Annotated in this window: 21 protein-coding genes; 4 read left to right on the forward strand and 17 right to left on the reverse strand. The window is 43.5% G+C overall.

Annotated elements, in window-relative coordinates:
* Positions 1-45: 45 nt before the first annotated feature.
* Entirely contained in the window at positions 46-1,071 is a 1,026-nt protein-coding gene (locus V6D44_RS11270; protein ID WP_202327468.1) for an SDR family NAD(P)-dependent oxidoreductase, read from the forward strand.
* A 42-nt stretch (positions 1,072-1,113) separates the two neighbouring features.
* Here the strand turns inward: V6D44_RS11270 and msrB are convergent, their stop codons facing one another.
* Positions 1,114-1,548 (reverse strand): peptide-methionine (R)-S-oxide reductase MsrB, encoded by a 435-nt coding sequence (gene msrB, locus V6D44_RS11275; RefSeq protein WP_087990454.1) that lies wholly within the window; start codon positions 1,546-1,548, stop codon positions 1,114-1,116.
* Complete coding sequence (gene msrA, locus V6D44_RS11280; RefSeq protein ID WP_087990455.1) at positions 1,548-2,081, reverse strand: peptide-methionine (S)-S-oxide reductase MsrA; 534 nt, start codon at positions 2,079-2,081, stop codon at positions 1,548-1,550. The genes msrB and msrA overlap by 1 nt, the downstream gene beginning before the upstream one ends.
* A 130-nt stretch (positions 2,082-2,211) precedes the next feature.
* Between msrA and V6D44_RS11285 the strand changes: the two genes are divergently transcribed.
* Positions 2,212-2,637, forward strand: a complete 426-nt coding sequence (locus V6D44_RS11285; protein ID WP_039074221.1) for a MarR family transcriptional regulator — start codon at positions 2,212-2,214, stop codon at positions 2,635-2,637.
* 51 nt (positions 2,638-2,688) lie between these two features.
* Here the strand turns inward: V6D44_RS11285 and V6D44_RS11290 are convergent, their stop codons facing one another.
* The 7 genes from V6D44_RS11290 to ilvA all read right to left on the reverse strand — a co-directional run bounded on the left by V6D44_RS11290 (position 2,689) and on the right by ilvA (position 8,067).
* Positions 2,689-4,026: an MATE family efflux transporter gene (locus V6D44_RS11290; protein WP_087990456.1), complete on the reverse strand. Its 1,338-nt coding sequence runs from the start codon at positions 4,024-4,026 to the stop codon at positions 2,689-2,691.
* Between the two features lie 71 nt (positions 4,027-4,097).
* Positions 4,098-4,292 carry a protein YpmT gene (ypmT, locus tag V6D44_RS11295; protein ID WP_087990457.1) on the reverse strand — a complete coding sequence of 65 codons (195 nt, stop codon included), beginning with the start codon at positions 4,290-4,292 and terminating at the stop codon, positions 4,098-4,100.
* 12 nt (positions 4,293-4,304) lie between these two features.
* The gene (locus V6D44_RS11300) at positions 4,305-4,868 is read right to left on the reverse strand and encodes a YpmS family protein (protein ID WP_087990458.1); all 564 of its coding nucleotides are present in this window, start codon (positions 4,866-4,868) and stop codon (positions 4,305-4,307) included.
* Positions 4,869-4,877: 9 nt separating this feature from the next.
* On the reverse strand, positions 4,878-5,645 hold the full coding sequence (locus V6D44_RS11305; RefSeq protein ID WP_333516521.1) for an SGNH/GDSL hydrolase family protein: 768 nt from the start codon (positions 5,643-5,645) through the stop codon (positions 4,878-4,880).
* Positions 5,646-5,722: 77 nt separating this feature from the next.
* Positions 5,723-6,304, reverse strand: a complete 582-nt coding sequence (gene scuA, locus V6D44_RS11310; protein WP_087990799.1) for a cytochrome c oxidase assembly accessory protein ScuA — start codon at positions 6,302-6,304, stop codon at positions 5,723-5,725.
* 156 nt (positions 6,305-6,460) lie between these two features.
* Positions 6,461-6,712, reverse strand: a complete 252-nt coding sequence (locus tag V6D44_RS11315; RefSeq protein WP_087990460.1) for a DUF2535 family protein — start codon at positions 6,710-6,712, stop codon at positions 6,461-6,463.
* An 86-nt stretch (positions 6,713-6,798) separates the two neighbouring features.
* A complete protein-coding gene (gene ilvA / locus V6D44_RS11320; protein WP_087990461.1) occupies positions 6,799-8,067 on the reverse strand; it encodes a threonine ammonia-lyase IlvA in 1,269 nt (422 codons plus the stop codon).
* Positions 8,068-8,313: 246 nt separating this feature from the next.
* Here ilvA and V6D44_RS11325 point away from each other — a divergent pair, with 246 nt between their 5' ends.
* Both V6D44_RS11325 and trhA read left to right on the forward strand, forming a co-directional pair.
* On the forward strand, positions 8,314-9,309 hold the full coding sequence (locus V6D44_RS11325) for a sigma 54-interacting transcriptional regulator (protein WP_253268390.1): 996 nt from the start codon (positions 8,314-8,316) through the stop codon (positions 9,307-9,309).
* Positions 9,310-9,329: 20 nt separating this feature from the next.
* The gene (gene trhA / locus V6D44_RS11330) at positions 9,330-9,971 is read left to right on the forward strand and encodes a PAQR family membrane homeostasis protein TrhA (protein WP_087990463.1); all 642 of its coding nucleotides are present in this window, start codon (positions 9,330-9,332) and stop codon (positions 9,969-9,971) included.
* A gap of 32 nt (positions 9,972-10,003) precedes the next feature.
* Here the strand turns inward: trhA and V6D44_RS11335 are convergent, their stop codons facing one another.
* The 8 genes from V6D44_RS11335 to ilvD form a co-directional block, all read right to left on the reverse strand.
* On the reverse strand, positions 10,004-10,624 hold the full coding sequence (locus tag V6D44_RS11335; RefSeq protein ID WP_087990464.1) for a hypothetical protein: 621 nt from the start codon (positions 10,622-10,624) through the stop codon (positions 10,004-10,006).
* Positions 10,625-11,131 (reverse strand): dihydrofolate reductase DfrA, encoded by a 507-nt coding sequence (dfrA, locus tag V6D44_RS11340; RefSeq protein WP_087990465.1) that lies wholly within the window; start codon positions 11,129-11,131, stop codon positions 10,625-10,627.
* Complete coding sequence (locus tag V6D44_RS11345; protein ID WP_087990466.1) at positions 11,128-11,922, reverse strand: thymidylate synthase; 795 nt, start codon at positions 11,920-11,922, stop codon at positions 11,128-11,130. The genes dfrA and V6D44_RS11345 overlap by 4 nt, the downstream gene beginning before the upstream one ends.
* Positions 11,923-12,006: 84 nt before the next feature.
* A complete protein-coding gene (locus V6D44_RS11350) occupies positions 12,007-12,540 on the reverse strand; it encodes a phosphatidylglycerophosphatase A family protein (RefSeq protein ID WP_087990467.1) in 534 nt (177 codons plus the stop codon).
* Between the two features lie 17 nt (positions 12,541-12,557).
* Positions 12,558-13,169, reverse strand: a complete 612-nt coding sequence (locus V6D44_RS11355; RefSeq protein ID WP_087990468.1) for a YpjP family protein — start codon at positions 13,167-13,169, stop codon at positions 12,558-12,560.
* 258 nt (positions 13,170-13,427) lie between these two features.
* The gene (locus V6D44_RS11360) at positions 13,428-14,213 is read right to left on the reverse strand and encodes a class I SAM-dependent methyltransferase (RefSeq protein ID WP_202327461.1); all 786 of its coding nucleotides are present in this window, start codon (positions 14,211-14,213) and stop codon (positions 13,428-13,430) included.
* A 41-nt stretch (positions 14,214-14,254) separates the two neighbouring features.
* Positions 14,255-14,689, reverse strand: coding sequence for a bacilliredoxin BrxA (gene brxA / locus V6D44_RS11365; protein ID WP_148961540.1), 435 nt, complete (start codon positions 14,687-14,689; stop codon positions 14,255-14,257).
* Positions 14,690-14,795: 106 nt separating this feature from the next.
* Positions 14,796-16,472, reverse strand: a complete 1,677-nt coding sequence (gene ilvD / locus V6D44_RS11370) for a dihydroxy-acid dehydratase (RefSeq protein ID WP_087990471.1) — start codon at positions 16,470-16,472, stop codon at positions 14,796-14,798.
* Positions 16,473-16,584 lie beyond the last annotated feature (112 nt).

Genomic DNA, 16,584 nt, shown 5'->3' on the forward strand with positions numbered 1-16,584 from the left:
GAACATATGATGCATGGTAGAGAAACGAGAGTTGGAGGATAAGCCATGCCTAAACAGCAAACAGCAGAACTAGAACCGTTTTTCCATAACAAAACAGTTTTAGTCACTGGCGGAACAGGTTCAATCGGGAGTCAAATTGTCAAACGCCTTTTGCTGCTAACACCGAAACAGGTGATTGTATTCAGCAAAGACGACAGTAAACAGTATGTCATGAGTCAAAAGTATGCGGGGGATAAGCGGCTTTCATTTGTGCTCGGAGATGTGCGCGATCACAGAAGGGTGAATCAGGTGATGAAAGGCGTGGATATCGTCTTCCACGCAGCTGCGCTGAAACAGGTTCCGACATGTGAAGACCATCCATTTGAAGCGATCCAGACCAATCTCATCGGGGGACAGAATGTGGTGGAGGCCGCCCTATTACACCGGGTCCAGCATGTCATTAATATCAGTACCGATAAAGCTGTATCTCCTGTGAACACAATGGGTGCCACCAAGCTGTTATCTGAAAAGCTGTTTCATCAAGCAAACCGCCACGTTCAAAACAGAGGAACCGTGTTTTGTTCAGTCCGCTTCGGAAATGTTCTCGGCTCAAGGGGTTCGGTCATTCCAATTTTATTTGAACAGATGATGGAGGGTGAACCGCTAACCATCACTGACAAAAATATGACCAGGTTTTTCATGTCAATAGACGATGCAGCTACACTGACATTGCAATCAGCTGCTATTACAAAAGGCGGAGAAACTTTTATTTTTAAAATGGAATCACTGAAACTTGAAGAACTGATCCATGGGTTTGAAGAATATGCATCGCAGCACGGGCTCCCGCAGCCGTCTGCGGTAGAAGTCGGCAAGCGTTCAGGTGAAAAGCTTCACGAAGAATTAACATCCCCTCATGAAATTGATTCTCTGTATGAATGGGGCAATCTTTATGCGATTCTTCCAGAACCTGAAAAACATCCTGATTTTCGCAAAGTCCATCTGCCTGGATATCAATCAGATCAAGCTCCACTCATCACAAAAGACAGAATTGCCCAGATTATTGAGAAATTGCACCAAGAAAAAAAGGCATAAAAACAAGCCTGTCTATCCATTAGGCAGGCCTGTTTTTTGTGTTTATTTATCAAAAAGATGCAGATAGCTTTCGTATCCTTCTTCTTTCAGCTTATCCTTCGGCACAAACCGCATTGCCGCTGAGTTTATGCAGTATCGAAGCCCGCTTGGACCCGGTCCGTCATTAAATACATGACCAAGATGAGAATCGGCAGTACGGCTTCTCACTTCTGTTCGAATCATGCCGTGGCTCGTGTCTAGTTTTTCTTCTACTTCTTCTTCTTCAATCGGCTTTGTAAAGCTTGGCCAGCCGCAGTGGGAATCAAATTTATCCTTGGATGTAAACAATGGCTTGCCTGACACAATGTCTACATACAGCCCTTCTTCCTGATGATCCCAATATTCATTTTGAAAAGGCGGCTCCGTGCCGTTATTTTGCGTCACTTCATATTGCATGCGGTTTAGTGACTTGATTTTTTCTTCTTTATTGTGCCCCATTATTTCGCCCCCCAATGCTCGCTGATAAATCCGGCTCGTCCAGACCCCGCCTGGTAGCGCTGGTAATGTCCTGGATTCTTTTTATAAAAATGCTGATGGTAGCCCTCCGCTTCATAGAAAGGCTCAGCTTTTAATATGTCCGTTACAATCGGATCTTTAAAGATGCCGCTTTCCGCCAGACGCTGCTTGGAAGCTTCCGCAAGCTCCTTTTGTTTATCATTATGATAAAAAATGGCTGCACGGTAGGAGCTGCCGCGATCCGCAAACTGGCCGCCGGCATCTGTCGGGTCGATTTGCTGCCAAAACAATTCAAGCAGCTTTTCATAAGGATACACATCAGGATGAAACGTGATTTGAACGGCTTCACGATGTCCTGTCGTTTCACTGCACACCTCTTCATACGTAGGGTTTTCAGTATGGCCGCCTGTATACCCGGACACCACTTTTTCAATTCCCGGCTGTTCGTCAAAAGGTTTGACCATACACCAAAAACAGCCTCCTGCAAATGTGGCGATTTCTTTTTTTTCAGACATACTGGTGCCTCCTTTGTTCATACGTGGTATTATTATATTATAGCATGTAATAATAGAATGAAAATGATTCTGCTTTTCATAAAAACTATAGGTTTTAAGCAATATGCTTATGTAATGGAGGTTCACAAATTTGAAAGTAAGAACACAGATGATGTACGATATGGAGAATTTACTCCGTAAAGTCTTTAAACAAATACGCAACGAAATCAATGAAATTCTTGATAAAGAGCTGTCACGGAATGAATTTACCATTCTGCGGATCCTCAGTGAACAAGGGCCTAAAAAAGTCACCGAATTTGCGCCTATTTTAGAGGTATCAGCAAGCCACATTACAGCTGTGACTGATGCGCTGGTGGAAAAGGAATGGATTACAAGAATCAGATCGAAGGAAGACAGGCGTATCATCCGCATTCATATCACCGAAGCGGGCGAAAAAGTCCTTCAGCATTTCAACGAGAAAAAAACGGAATATTTCTTTAAACGCTTTGACTGCTACACTGATGCCGAACTGGCCTCATTAATCGAGCTTTTCAGCAAACTTGATAAAAAACGATGAAAAAAAGCACATACCGCTATACATGGGTATGTGCTTTTTGCAGCCCTTCATTTATTTTTCAGCGAACAGTTTCATTGTTTTCCATCTTCCGTATCTGTAATACAAAAACGCCGCACAGCTGCTTAATAAAAAACTCATTCCGATTCCGAGCCCGATTCCTTTCTGGCCAAACCATGCTGAAAATAGAGCCGTGAAAGGATATCTCAAAACCCAAAACGATATCAAATTTAAAACCAGCACCTGCAGCATCGCTCCCGCAGCCCTGACGATTCCGTTCAGCACGAAATTAATCCCGATAAAAGGGTAGAAAAACGCGATCCAACGCAAATATTGTTCACCAAACGCAACCGCATCAGGCTCGCTGATAAATAGTCTCATAAGGTATTTGCCAAATACCCAAATGATAACGGCAATCATCAGCATGCAAGAAATTACAACTATAACACCTAGCCTCGCAATTGTTCCCACTCTTTTATCGTTTCCGATTCCGATATTTTGCCCTGCCATACTGTTGACCGCCGTACCGGCAGCCATAGCGGGAAGCGTGATGATGCTGTCGAGCCGCTGCACCGCGCCGAAGCCTGACACCACATGCTCCCCGTAGGAGTTGACAACACTCATAATCGCCATCATTCCGCCTGTAATCACCATCATCTGCAGACCGGCAGGAATCCCAAGTTTCAAAACCAGCGCGGACTCTTCCCACTTGGGAACTCGCGGAATAGAGAACGGTACAAGCTTGTGTCTGATGACATAAAACAACCCGTACAGAAACGCAATGCCCTGTGACAAAATTGTCGAATAAGCTGCTCCCGCTATTCCCATGTGCAGCACAGAAATAAAGAACGGCGCCAACACTGTATTCAGCACAACTGCAAACGCAATAAACCGGAGAGGTGTCTTGCTGTCACCGAGCGCCCGAAGCACCGTACTGATAAAGTTATAACCAAACAAAAATAAAATGCCAATAAATTGAATTTGCAAATAGGTCTCGGCAAGCGGTATCATCGACTCCGGCGTTTTCAAAAGACGAAGCAAAAGCTCTGACAGAAAAAAACCGGCCGCGCCGAATCCGACACTTAGGCCTGTTAATAAAACGACAAAAGCGTTTATATACGACGCCATTCCTTTTTCATCATCTTTACCCTTTTGCTGTGACAAAATAGTTAATGTCGCATTGTTAAGGCCCAAAATAAAAGACAGCACGGTTAAAACAATCGTGCTTGATACCGCGGCTGCCCCAAGGGCCTTCGCCCCCAGTAAATTGCCGATCCACAAACTGTCTATAAATTGAAAGGAAACCTGCAATGCGTTTCCGAGCATAATCGGCATTGAAAACAGCACAAGCTGTTTCAGCACGTTCCCCTGTGTAAAATCGTATGCTTTCATTTTTTCTCCTTGTGGTCTTAAATTTTCACCGGATCACACGAAAAAAGAGACGTTGTTTCATGTCTCTTTTTTCATGACTTATCGGTTTTTTTTCGGTCTCTCATACCGAATGTTAGCACCATCACACTTAAGAACAAGGCACAATAGGAAATGTTCAAATACATTTGGTCCATATCTTCAGCGGCCAGATGATGATAAGCAAGCCAGCCGAAATACAGGGAAAATGTAAAGGATAATAAACTGAAATACTGGTAAATCCGTTTCATTTTCAGTCACCTCTATTGTTTAGGATGGTAATAGGAAAACTCAATTTCATCTTTTTCTAAATTTATTTTATCCGCTTTGACATACATTCCATTCGTTAAAGGCATTTCTGACAGACGCACTTCAATGCTTTTGTCGCCGGGATGAACGTGGACAAATGACGGCAATTCGTAAAAGCTGTCCATATAATTTAACACAAAGCTAATCGGGATACTCAATTTCCCTAACGAAAATTTCGTAACATTCAGCTCCACATCGCCATTTTTTTTCACAGTCGGCTCAAAAGCGACAAGCGCATCAATGGACGTGGAAAATGCCTTGATTTTCCCCGCGACATGAACATCATCATCGATCTCTACTTTATAATCAAGCTGGTTGGATGCTTTGTCTTTTAAATATGAGTTGACAAACGCAGCTAATGATTCTTTTGTGCTTGTCACTTGAAATCCATACTCGCTCTCAGATGAATCCTTTACCTGAGCTTGTTTTCCCGGCAGCATGACTAGTGTCACAAACCCAGCGGCGAGAATCAGATTGATGGCAAGCAATATAAAAAACAGTCGTTTCCACTTATTCATGATGTCACCCTACTCTTTCGGTAATCCTTCTTTTTCAATGGCTTGATAGACGCGCTTCGCGATAAGGGAATAACCCGTACCATTAGGATGAAAATCATCATCCTCAGAAATTCTGCTGCTGTCGCTTTTTTGATTGAATAAATCTTCAATATAAATGATTTTCGCAAACTTATCTTTTTTCAGCTCTTTTTCAGCTACTTGGTTCCAATCAGTAACAACACCGTTTATTTCATTTAATTCAGATAACGTAAATGTAAACGGATTATACATGCTGACATAAATCAGCTCAGCGTGATCATTCAGTTCCCTAATTTCAGAAATGATTTTTTTAAAACGCTTTTCATACGGTTTTTCCGCTTCCTGAAATGGTTCCATTGTTAATTGCAGAAAGTTTTGGCGAAGGACTTTCATCAAATCGTTTCCGCCAATTGTAAAAAAGACATAATCAGCGTCCTTTATGCCTTTTTGAACCTTTTTATCTTTTAATTTCTCTAATAAATCATCAGAACGGTTCCCTTTCACGGCATAATTTTTTACGTCTACCGTTTTGACTTTTTTATCTGACCGGATAGAATCCGCAACCATGCCGACATATCCCTTACCGGCGGGATCTCCGACACCTTCTGTCAGCGAATCTCCGACAGCCGCAATGACAATGTGCTCTTTCGTTTTCGGTTCATGATCTTTTTGTTTCCCCTCAGATGCTGTACGTATGCTCGTACAAGCAGCAAGAAGCAAAATCAAACTGGCCATGAGTGAAAAAATGCGCAGCTTCAATCTTGTTGCTCCTTCCCATTCTACTAGTGGAAAGTGTATCATGTTTTAGAAGATTTGCAAATGCCTAGTCTCCTAGTTTACTTGAGTGTACTGGCTGATTTCACATCAGCGATAATATCATCGTACGGTGTATTTTCCACTCCATTGTAATCTTTCAGCACCTTACCGTCCGGACCCACCAAATAAAATGAAGATTGATGAATGACTTGGTCTTTTCCCTCCGGTTTCTTCACAATCGCTTTGAAGCTCTTAAGCGCGAACGCCTCAATGTCACGCTGGCTGTATCCCGTGAGGAAATCCCAGTTATCAAAAGATAGCGGATAATTCGCCGCAAATTTCTTCAGCTGTTTTGGCTTATCGTTTTCTGGGTCAACACTAAAGGAGACGATCCGGACATCTATATTCTCGGCTTTTAGTTTTTTTTGCAAATCGGTCATATGAGCAGTCATCGGCGGACATACAGTCTCGCAATTCGTAAAAATAAAATCCGCCAGCCATACTTCTCCTTTTAAACTCTTTAATGAAACATTTTTGCCGTCTTGGTTTTGAAATGTAAAAGGCTCCACCTCATAATTGAGCGGATCTTTAATTTGTTGTCCTCCGCAGGCACACAAAAGCAGAAAAAACAGCCCTGCCGCTAAACCCTTGATCACCTTCATGACATTCACCCTTTCCAGCCGGTAAAAGCGCATTCTAAAACCGTCCTTGCCTGCTATATCCTCTATTTTATATTTATATTCGGTACCGGCAAAAAAAATCCTGCATGCCTCCCAACCAACGGTTACAAAGGGAGACACACAGGTAAAAACGGCATATTACGCGTTGTACTTTAACACCTCTTGATGAAAAACAGCCTGATAATCTGCCCATTTCATCCGGCGCTTCATATAATGTCGGAAAGAATACACTTTTGCCCTGCTGTTTGATGAAAACACTTCTTTTAAGTAGAACTGCAAATGGTGATGTAACATAAAGAAATAGTGCTCATCTTCCTTTAATACAGGTATTTCTGTCACTTTCACCTGAATCCCGTCACTGCGTTTGAACTCTAGGCTTTTGAGTAACAAGCTATCAATCCTCTTTTTTTGTTTTTCTTCTATTATATACAATGTCAGCCGGACTGTCTGTCATTTTACGCGGTTGTGCGAAAAAATTAAATCAGCAAATGGAACAAGTCCTCATCCTTATTCACTTCTACATAATGAAACGCTTTTTTGTCCATTCGTTCAATCAGCGGCCCATAGTCAGCCTTGTCCTGCAGCTCGATGCCGACAAGAGCAGGTCCGTTGCTTTTATTATTTTTCTTCGTATACTCAAACCTTGTAATGTCATCATTCGGCCCGAGGACTTCGTCAAGAAATTCGCGGAGCGCCCCCGCTCTTTGCGGAAAATTGACGATAAAATAATGCTGAAGTCCTTCAAAAATCAAGGATCGCTCCTTCATTTCCTGCATCCTTCCGATATCATTATTGCCTCCGCTGACTACGCAAACCACATTTTTTCCTTTTATTTCATTCTTGTACAAATCAAGCGCTGCGACAGATAGAGCACCAGCCGGTTCAGCAACAATCGCACATTCGTTATATAATTCAAGAATGGCTGTACATACTTTCCCTTCAGGAACAAGGAGAATGTCATCCACGACTGATTGCAGTGTCTGGAACGTTTCCTCCCCAATTTTTTTAACAGCCGCTCCATCTACAAATTTATCAATTTTATCCAGTGTGACGACATGCCCGGCTTTGTTTGATTCAAAATAGGATGCCGCCCCTTCCGGCTCAACAGCAATGACCTTTGTTTCAGGAGATACATTTTTTAAATAAGTGCCTACCCCTGAGAGAAGGCCGCCTCCTCCGACACTTGCAAAAAGAAAATGCGGTTCTGTATCAATATCGTTTAAAATTTCGACCGCCAGCGTTCCCTGCCCAGCCATCACATCCGGATCATCAAACGGATGAATAAACGTTCGTGATTCCGCCTCACAGCATTCAACGGCGCTTTTATACGCATCGTCAAACGTATCACCTGTCAAAATAATATCGATAAACCCTTTTCCGAACAGTTCAACTTGAGAGACTTTTTGTCTCGGTGTTGTAGACGGCATAAAAATTTTCCCGTGAATGCCAAGATGTTTACATGAGAACGCCACACCTTGAGCGTGGTTTCCGGCACTGGCACATACAATTCCGTTCTCAGTCTGCTCGCTGGAAAGCTGTTTCATTTTATGATAAGCCCCTCTGAGCTTAAAAGATCTAACAACTTGCAAGTCTTCACGTTTCAAATAGATATTGCATTCATATCTCTCAGAAAGTCTGTCATTCCTTTGCAAAGGTGTGTGAATCACAACGTCCTTTACGTTTTGATGAGCCTTCAAAATGTCTTTCACTTGGATGAGAGAATTTTCTTTAAGCAACGGTTTCATGTACAGATTCCTTTCTTGTTTTAAATCCCTATTTAATATGCCATTATAACACGAATATTCAAAAAATAAGACAATTATTTTTATTAAATATTTAAAAAATACAGACCGCGTTCATAATATGCCCTGATAACACCTGCGTCACCAGCATTCAGCAGACCTAAGAAAAAAGATGCTCATAAATAAAAGGTGTTTTGAGGTAAAAGGCATGATATAATAAAACCAATTAGAACCAAAAGGAGCCAATTGATGAATAGCGCACCAATACTCAACACGTTTCATAACCTGATCGGAGAACATCAAACATTCCTGGACGCGAAACGAATCGCCAAGCAGTTCTCATTATCGGAGCTTCCTGTCCTAATAACAGGAAAAATCGGAGCAGGAAAAGATCATTTTGCACAAGCGATACACCAGGAATCCTCGAGAAACAGCGAACCTTTTATTAGCGTCAATTGCAGCATCCATTCAGAAGAAAGCCTTATGCTTGAGCTTTTTGGCCATGACGGTAACACAGGTGCGTTTAAAAAAACGGCACAAGGGACCCTTTTTCTTGATGAAGTTTGGCGCATGCCTGCTTCTGTACAAGCTCAGCTGCTAAAAGCGCTTGATTCAGACACGGAAAAACCGCGAATCATCTGTGCTTCTGCAGGCGAATGCGCGGAACATACATTCAGGCAAGACTTATTTTACAGACTGAATATTTTAACACTCACACTGCCCGAATTGTCTGAACGAAAGAGCGATATACCACTTTTGACACAGTATTTTCTCTCAAACTCCGGCCAGCAATTGTTCATTGATCCCTCAGTCTTTTCGATGCTTGAGCAGCACACATTCGAAGGCAATGTCAGGGAATTAAAAAACGCCGCAGATTATATGGCCGCAGTGTCAAGCGGAGGAACGATTCATCCATATGATGTGCCGCCATACATTAGGGGCCCAATAGACGGAAAAGCATTGAAGAAAAAAGCAAAGCTGCTGACTTTAATGGAAAAAGCTGAGTTTTTGTTTATTTTGGAAACAATAAAAGCGTTAAACGAAAAAGGAGAACCGGCCAGCAGACGGATCATTTCGGAACACAGTAAAAACACCCAAACCTCGTTAACCCCGCAGCAGGTCAGAAGCCGTCTCGATTATTTGGAGAAAAAAGATTATGTCACAAAAAGCCGCGGACGCGCCGGCACTAAAATTACTTTAGAGGGTTTGAGCTTTCTGGAAACGCTGAAAAATCAAATGATCTAGCGATCGAAAGGAGAATGCACTTGTTTACAATCAAAGAAGAGATCGCCAATGCGATAACACACGGCATCGGTGTACTCTTATCCATACCAGCATTAGTATTTCTGATCCTATTTGCGGCTAATTACGGGTCCGCATGGGACATTGTCAGCTTTACAATATTCGGTGTCTCTATGCTGCTGTTATATTTAAGCTCCACACTGCTTCACAGCATCACACATAAAAAGACGAAGGATATTTTGGAGATTATTGATCATAGCGCCATTTATGTACTGATCGCCGGAACCTATACGCCTTTTTTGCTGGGGCCGCTGAAAGGCACACTTGGCTTCACCCTGCTGGTTATCGTATGGTCTCTTGCATTAGGCGGAATCGTTTTTAAAATTTTCTTCGTGAAACGCTTTATCCTATTGTCAACCTTCGTGTATTTGATTATGGGATGGCTGATGGTTATAGCGGTTAAACCTTTATACGCTTCGCTGAGCGGAGCGGGATTCAGCCTCCTTTTTCTCGGCGGCATTTTATACTCGGTCGGAACCATCTTTTATATTTGGAAAAAGATCCCCTTCCATCACGCCATATGGCATAGCTTTGTATTAGGCGGAAGCGCTGCGATGTTTTTCTGTGTGCTGTTTTATTGTGTGAAGGTGCCGTTTATTTCGTAACAGAAAAGCGCAGTCTTTGGGACTGCGCTTTTTTATGCACGTAATTGTTTTTCATTTGCTGGTATATAAGCTTTTGAAAATGACAATTCAATGTCTGCTGGTTTTAAGCGTTTAAAAAACGATCCCTTTTGCAGGTCATCTGTTCCTTTCGTTTCCACCATCACCAATGGAAGATGATAGCAGGCCGCAAGTTCAACAGGATCTATAGAACCATCTAATGAAAGAATCAGGCTTTGTCCTTTTTCCAACTGTTTCGTTACATCTTCATATACCTTTTCTGAGTCGCCGTCTGAAATCACATCCATCCGATCTAGCCATTGACCTATTAAAGGAAAGCGAAATCCTTTTGGATTGGCAATAAAGCCGGCCGGTTCCTCAATATACCCAGCAATTAAGGCCAGTTCAGCCAAACGCAAACGGGGATGCACATACAAAACAGGACCGTGCGGTATTGGCTCAGGCTGATGGATCGTCACAATTGAACCGGTGATGCCGACACAGCCTTCCAAAAACGCCTTTGGCTGCTCGTAGACAAGAGTCATCTGTTTTTTGTATGACAGACGGGGGTCAAGCATCCTTTGATTAAATAATTGTTTCATATTTTTTAACAGCATATACACGATATAAATCACTAGCAAGCTGTAGCGAACCAATTAAAATCCTCCCGCTTCAGAAGAATTCTTTTTTTCATACATCAGAAATTCGTAATCGTACGGGTTTTTTTCGTCCTTGATCCCCCGCTCAGAAGAAACCAGCTTCCAATTGGTTTCATCAAATTCGGGGAAGTGGCGGTCACCCTCAAACTTATGATGAATTTTCGTCATATACAGTCTGTCCGCATAAGGAAACAGCGCTGTATAGAGCTGAGCTCCTCCGATCACAAAGCATTCCTCAGAGCCTGAACAAATGTCCAGCACATCCTTTAACGAACTGACAACCGTACATCCCGGAAATTCTGAAGCCGTCGCTGATGTGACGACAATATTTTTCCGGTTTGGAAGCGGACGTCCAATCGATTCAAATGTTTTCCGGCCCATAATGATGGAATGGCCAGAGGTTACTTTTTTAAAGTATGCAAGGTCATTGGGCAAATGCCACGGCAAATCATTGTCTTTGCCGATCAGCCTGTTGGCATCCATCGCAAAAATGAACGAAATCATACGCTGACCGCTCCTTTAATATGAGGATGCGGATCATAATCCTCGATGATAAAGTCCTCAAACGCAAAGTTGAAAATAGAATCAACCTCTCTGGCGAAACGAAGCTTCGGAAGCGGGCGAACATCCCTCGTCAGCTGCAAATTGACCTGTTCAATATGGTTCTGATAAATATGGACATCGCCAAATGTATGAATAAACTCTCCCGGTTCAAGCCCAGTCACATGAGCAATCATCATAGTTAACAGGGCATAAGAACCAATATTAAACGGCACACCAAGAAAAACATCAGCAGAGCGCTGATACAGCTGGCAGGACAGCTTGCCGTCAGACACGTAGAATTGGAACAGACAATGGCACGGCGGCAATGCCATTTTATCAATTTCACCGACATTCCAGGCGCTGACGATTAAGCGTCTGGAGTTCGGATTTGTCTTAATATCTTCAATAAGGCGGGAAATTTGATCAACGGTTTCTCCGTCAGCTCCCCGCCAAGAACGCCATTGGGAACCGTATACAGGTCCGAGTTCACCGTTTTCATCAGCCCACTCATTCCAGATCCGCACTCCGTTTTCCTGCAAATAGCGTACATTGGTATCCCCTTTTAAAAACCAAAGCAACTCATGCGCAATCGATTTAAAGTGGAGTTTTTTTGTTGTCAGCATCGGAAAACCTTCCTGTAAATTAAATCTCATTTGATATCCGAAGGTGCTGACTGTACCGGTCCCTGTCCGGTCTCCCTTTTTTTCGCCATGCTCTAACACATGTCTGCATAAATCCTTGTACTGTTTCATCTTTTCCATCCTTTAAAAGTAGTCTTCTAGTAGTGTAACACAATAAAAAATCATTTCTGAACCCAGAAATGATTTTTTTATCAGTCATCTGACGACAGGCTTTTCATCCTGTTCTTTTTCTTCATCTTGCAGATCCTGATGCGTATGGGCAATTCTGCTCGCAGCGGCTGCTGCAAGTGCTGCCACGATATCATCCAAAAAGGTATGAATACCGTCCGGGCTTTCATCAAGTTCTTTAATGATTCCAATCTTCTCTTTATCCAAATAACCGAAGTTGGTCAGGCCGATCGACCCGTATACATTAACGATTGAAAGAGGGATAATTTCATCTATGCCGTAAAGCGGTTCATCCGTTTCAACAAGGTGCTGCAGCGGTTCCGGAAGAAGTTTCTGCTCAGCGAGCTGATCAAGCGCAAGGCCTGTTAAAACAGCATGAATAATTTCACGTTTGTTCAGCACTTTTTCTACATTCTCCATACATACACTGAGTGGCAAATTTGGATTGTATTTTTCCTGAAGTTTTTGAACAATCCGCGCAATATCTTCGATCATAACGCCCCGTTTGTTCAGCATATCTTTTGTTATATCGACCATTTCATTCATTGTGTACTTTTTCATGTCTAATGGCATCTCCTTTACGCACTCATCCAGTTGGGAGGCGTGTTGCGGTCCCAGTATATGCTTCCAAGCTCATGATGTGATTGAAATCCATCTTCTGCTGTATGATAATGAAAATTAAACCAGTAGCCGTCATGAGGCGGGTGGTCTCTGCGCACATGAAATCTGATGAGATCTTTTCCAGTCGTCCGATTGTAAACGTTGAAAATTTTTTCCGTTTTGCCCGCTGAAGGCATGCTTGAGATCACAACATCTTGATACGCCTCATCCTCTTGCAATGTCGCCAAATAATCACTAATCACATTTTCGATTTTCGGCATGATCTCTTTCCGATAGTCATCCTCAATGACCGGAGCGATTTTGCTGCCGAATTTCACAAAGGACTGATCCTCAGCGCTGTCAAGGAGCTGTTCCTTGTACGTTTGAAAAAGCAGTTCAGGATTTCGCCTGTCTTCCGACTCATCATCGTACAGGTCATGCCCATCATAAAAAGCGGTGTAATCATTCTGCTCAAGACTGCTCGGCTGTCCGGAGGGCTTGTCCGCCATAAGAGCAGCCGGAGGAGATACGAGCCCGAACGTTACGATGGTAAATAAAACCACAAGGGTCTTTCTCATCCACATTTTCATGATTGCTTATTCCTCTCTATTTTTTTGTTATGTTTCTCTTATTTTAGCACATCCGAAACATGCAAGTCATGTACGATATGAAACTGATATGCAAATTAGGAGATTCGTAACTTTGCGGTTTGTGTATAAAACGCTTACAATATTCTGTGAAAGGAGGCTTTCCACATGATTGACGCTCTGTTTGCCACAGTTTCACTCTTAACATTGTTATACTTTGTCGTCATGGAAGTCACCGATTAACAGAAAGCCCGTGATTCGTCACGGGCTTGTTTTACTTGCGGCTTGAATGACACCATAATGGAACAGCGCTGTTTTTCTTTTGGTGACGTTAAAACCAAACTGTTCAAATCGCGGGCTTTTCCAGTGGTCTTTCAGTACAACGCTTTTTCTGGCAGCGCGCACCGCTTCTTTGATACACCCTTCATTCAAAGCTGAATCCTCCGCAAAGTTCCGTAAAGGCGCGATGCCGTCAGACGTCTCTACAGGCTCATGAAACATTGGATCGAAATATATCACATCAAAAGAGTTGTCAGGAAGCTGCTTGATGTATTCATAGCAATCCCCATTCTTTACTTGGATTCTGCTCATTGCAGCTTGAAGCTCTTCTATGCCCGTTTGCCATGATTGCAGCCCCGTCCTCACCAAAACGGACACGAGATGGTTTTTTTCAATTCCAATCACAGAACCCGTTTCGCCTACTGCCATACTTGCGATAATGGCATCCGAACCCAGCCCGAGTGTGCAATCTAAAAACGTATCTCCTTCCGATAAACCAGCTGCCCGAAGCATCGGTTCCCGCTCGTCCCGTAGGAAGCGTTTAGCTCTGAACATCGCTGTATTCGGATGAAAAAAGAATTTAGCCCCTTGTTTCGTATAAAGTTCAAACCGTTCTTTGCCGACCACAAGCAAATCACGTTCAGCTGACTTCAGCAGGTTTTCAACCGTTTGTTTATTTCGGCCGCAATATGGCATATCAAGCTCTTTAGAAAGCAGTTTTGCGGTTTTCACGGTGTGTTCAGACGGTCTATAGCTTGTTGTTATCATCTTCAGTACTCCCAAAAAGAAAATGCCCGGAAAACGGGCATTTAGCAGTGTGCATCAAAGGCAGCGGTCAAATTTTTCATGATCTCTTCCATATCATGACCTTCGATTTCATGACGCGGAATAAAATGGACGACTTCCTTGCCTTTCAAAAGAGCCATTGACGGTGAAGAAGGCTCCTGTCCAGTAAAATACTCACGCATTTTTACAGTAGCTTCTTTATCTTGGCCCGCAAATACAGTCACTGTATTGTCAGGTGTTTTGTCATGCTGGAGGACTGCCTGTGTTGCCGCAGGACGCGCAAGGCCTGCCGCGCAGCCGCAGACAGAGTTAACGACAACAAGAGTTGTGCCCTCTGCCTTTTCCATAAAGTTTTCTACTTCTTCCGCTGTTGTTAATTCTTCAAAACCTGCTCCAGTCAGCTCGCGGCGCATCGGTACAACAAGCTGGCGCATGTATTCTTCGTAAGCCATTGACATAAAAAAAGCCCCCTCTATTATCCTTCATCTGAAGTAAAGGATACTATAGAGAGGGCCGGATTTCAAATATTCACGCCTTAAAATAGGAGAAAGCGTTCCCCGCTGTCTAGATTTTCATGATACCGCCGGTGTTGGCGCTTGTCACAAGTTTGGAATAACGGGCCAAGTAGCCGGTTTTCACCTTTGGTTCAAAACCTTTCCAATTTGCTTTCCGTTTTTCCCACTCTTCCTCTGGCACTTGTACATCCAAGATGCGTTTTTCAATATCAACAATGATATGGTCTCCGTTTTCAACAAAGGCAAGCGGTCCTCCCTCTGCCGCCTCTGGTGATACGTGGCCGATCGAGAGGCCTCGGGAGGCTCCGGAAAAACGTCCGTCCGTAATTAATGCCACTTTTGGTCCGAGTCCCATTCCAACGATCTGAGATGTAGGGGCAAGCATTTCCGGCATACCAGGTCCGCCTTTTGGCCCTTCGTATCTGATAATGACCACGTCGCCTTCTTTTACTTTACGATTGATAATGCCGTTAAGCGCCTCATCCTGAGACTCAAAGACGACAGCCGGCCCTTCGTGTCTCGTAATGCCGTTCTGTACGCCGCCTGTTTTAATGATCGCGCCGTCCGGAGCCAGATTACCGAATAAAACAGCGAGGCCGCCCTTTTCAGTGAATGGTTGATCCAGGGGATGGATGACGTCATAATCCTTTACTTCATGTCCGGCAATGGTTTCTCCGAGTGTTTTCCCTGTAACAGTCAGCGCGTCTAAATGAAGCGCCCCTTCTTTCTTGGAAAGCTCATTCAACGCCGCAGACACACCGCCGGCTTCATGAAGATCTTCAATATACACATCTGATGCTGGCGCCAGTTTGGACAAGTGCGGTACACGCTCGGCAACTTCGTTAATGCGTTCTAAAGAGTATTCCACGCCGGCTTCGTTTGCGATGGCAAGTGTATGGAGAACGGTGTTTGTTGAACCGCCGAGCGCCATATCGAGCGCAAACGCGTTATCAATCGCTTTTTCTGTCACGATATCACGCGGTTTGATATCTTTGCGAATCGTTTCCATTAATTGAGCAGCTGATTTTCTGACAAACTCTTTGCGTTCCGGTGATGTCGCAAGAATGGTTCCGTTACCCGGCAAAGCAAGGCCGAGTGCTTCGGACAGGCAGTTCATTGAATTCGCCGTAAACATGCCTGAGCAAGATCCACACGTCGGGCATCCGAACTGTTCTAATTCTTGAAGTTCGTTTTCGTTGATTTTTCCGGCTTGGAAAGCGCCTACTCCTTCGAAAACTGAGGAAAGAGAGATTTTTTTTCCGTCACTTGTTCTTCCTGCCGCCATCGGCCCGCCGCTGACAAAAATCGTTGGAATGTTGATGCGCATTGCCGCCATAAGCATTCCCGGCGTGATTTTGTCACAGTTCGGAATACAGACCATACCGTCAAACCAGTGCGCGGATACGACCGTTTCCACAGAGTCTGCGATAATTTCACGGCTCGGCAGCGAATACCTCATCCCGATATGCCCCATCGCGATGCCGTCATCTACTCCGATTGTATTAAACTCAAACGGTACGCCCCCAGCTTCTCTGATTGCTTCTTTTACGATTTTCCCAAACTCCTGCAAGTGAACATGACCGGGAACGATATCAATGTATGAATTACAAACCGCAATAAACGGTTTGCCAAAATCCTCTTCTTTTACACCTGCTGCACGGAGCAAACTGCGGTGCGGAGCTCTATCGATTCCTTGTGTGATCATGTTACTGCGTAATTCTGCCATGGTGATCCTCCTAAATACTTTTAATTGTTAGACTGGATTTTATTTTAACAATTTTCAGTTTATTTTCGGGCTGTTTTTGCAAACAGATGACATTCAGGCCGCCCTTGCCTTG

Source organism: Bacillus sp. 0209A, from assembly GCF_036765095.1.
GTDB lineage: Bacteria > Bacillota > Bacilli > Bacillales > Bacillaceae > Bacillus > Bacillus subtilis_G.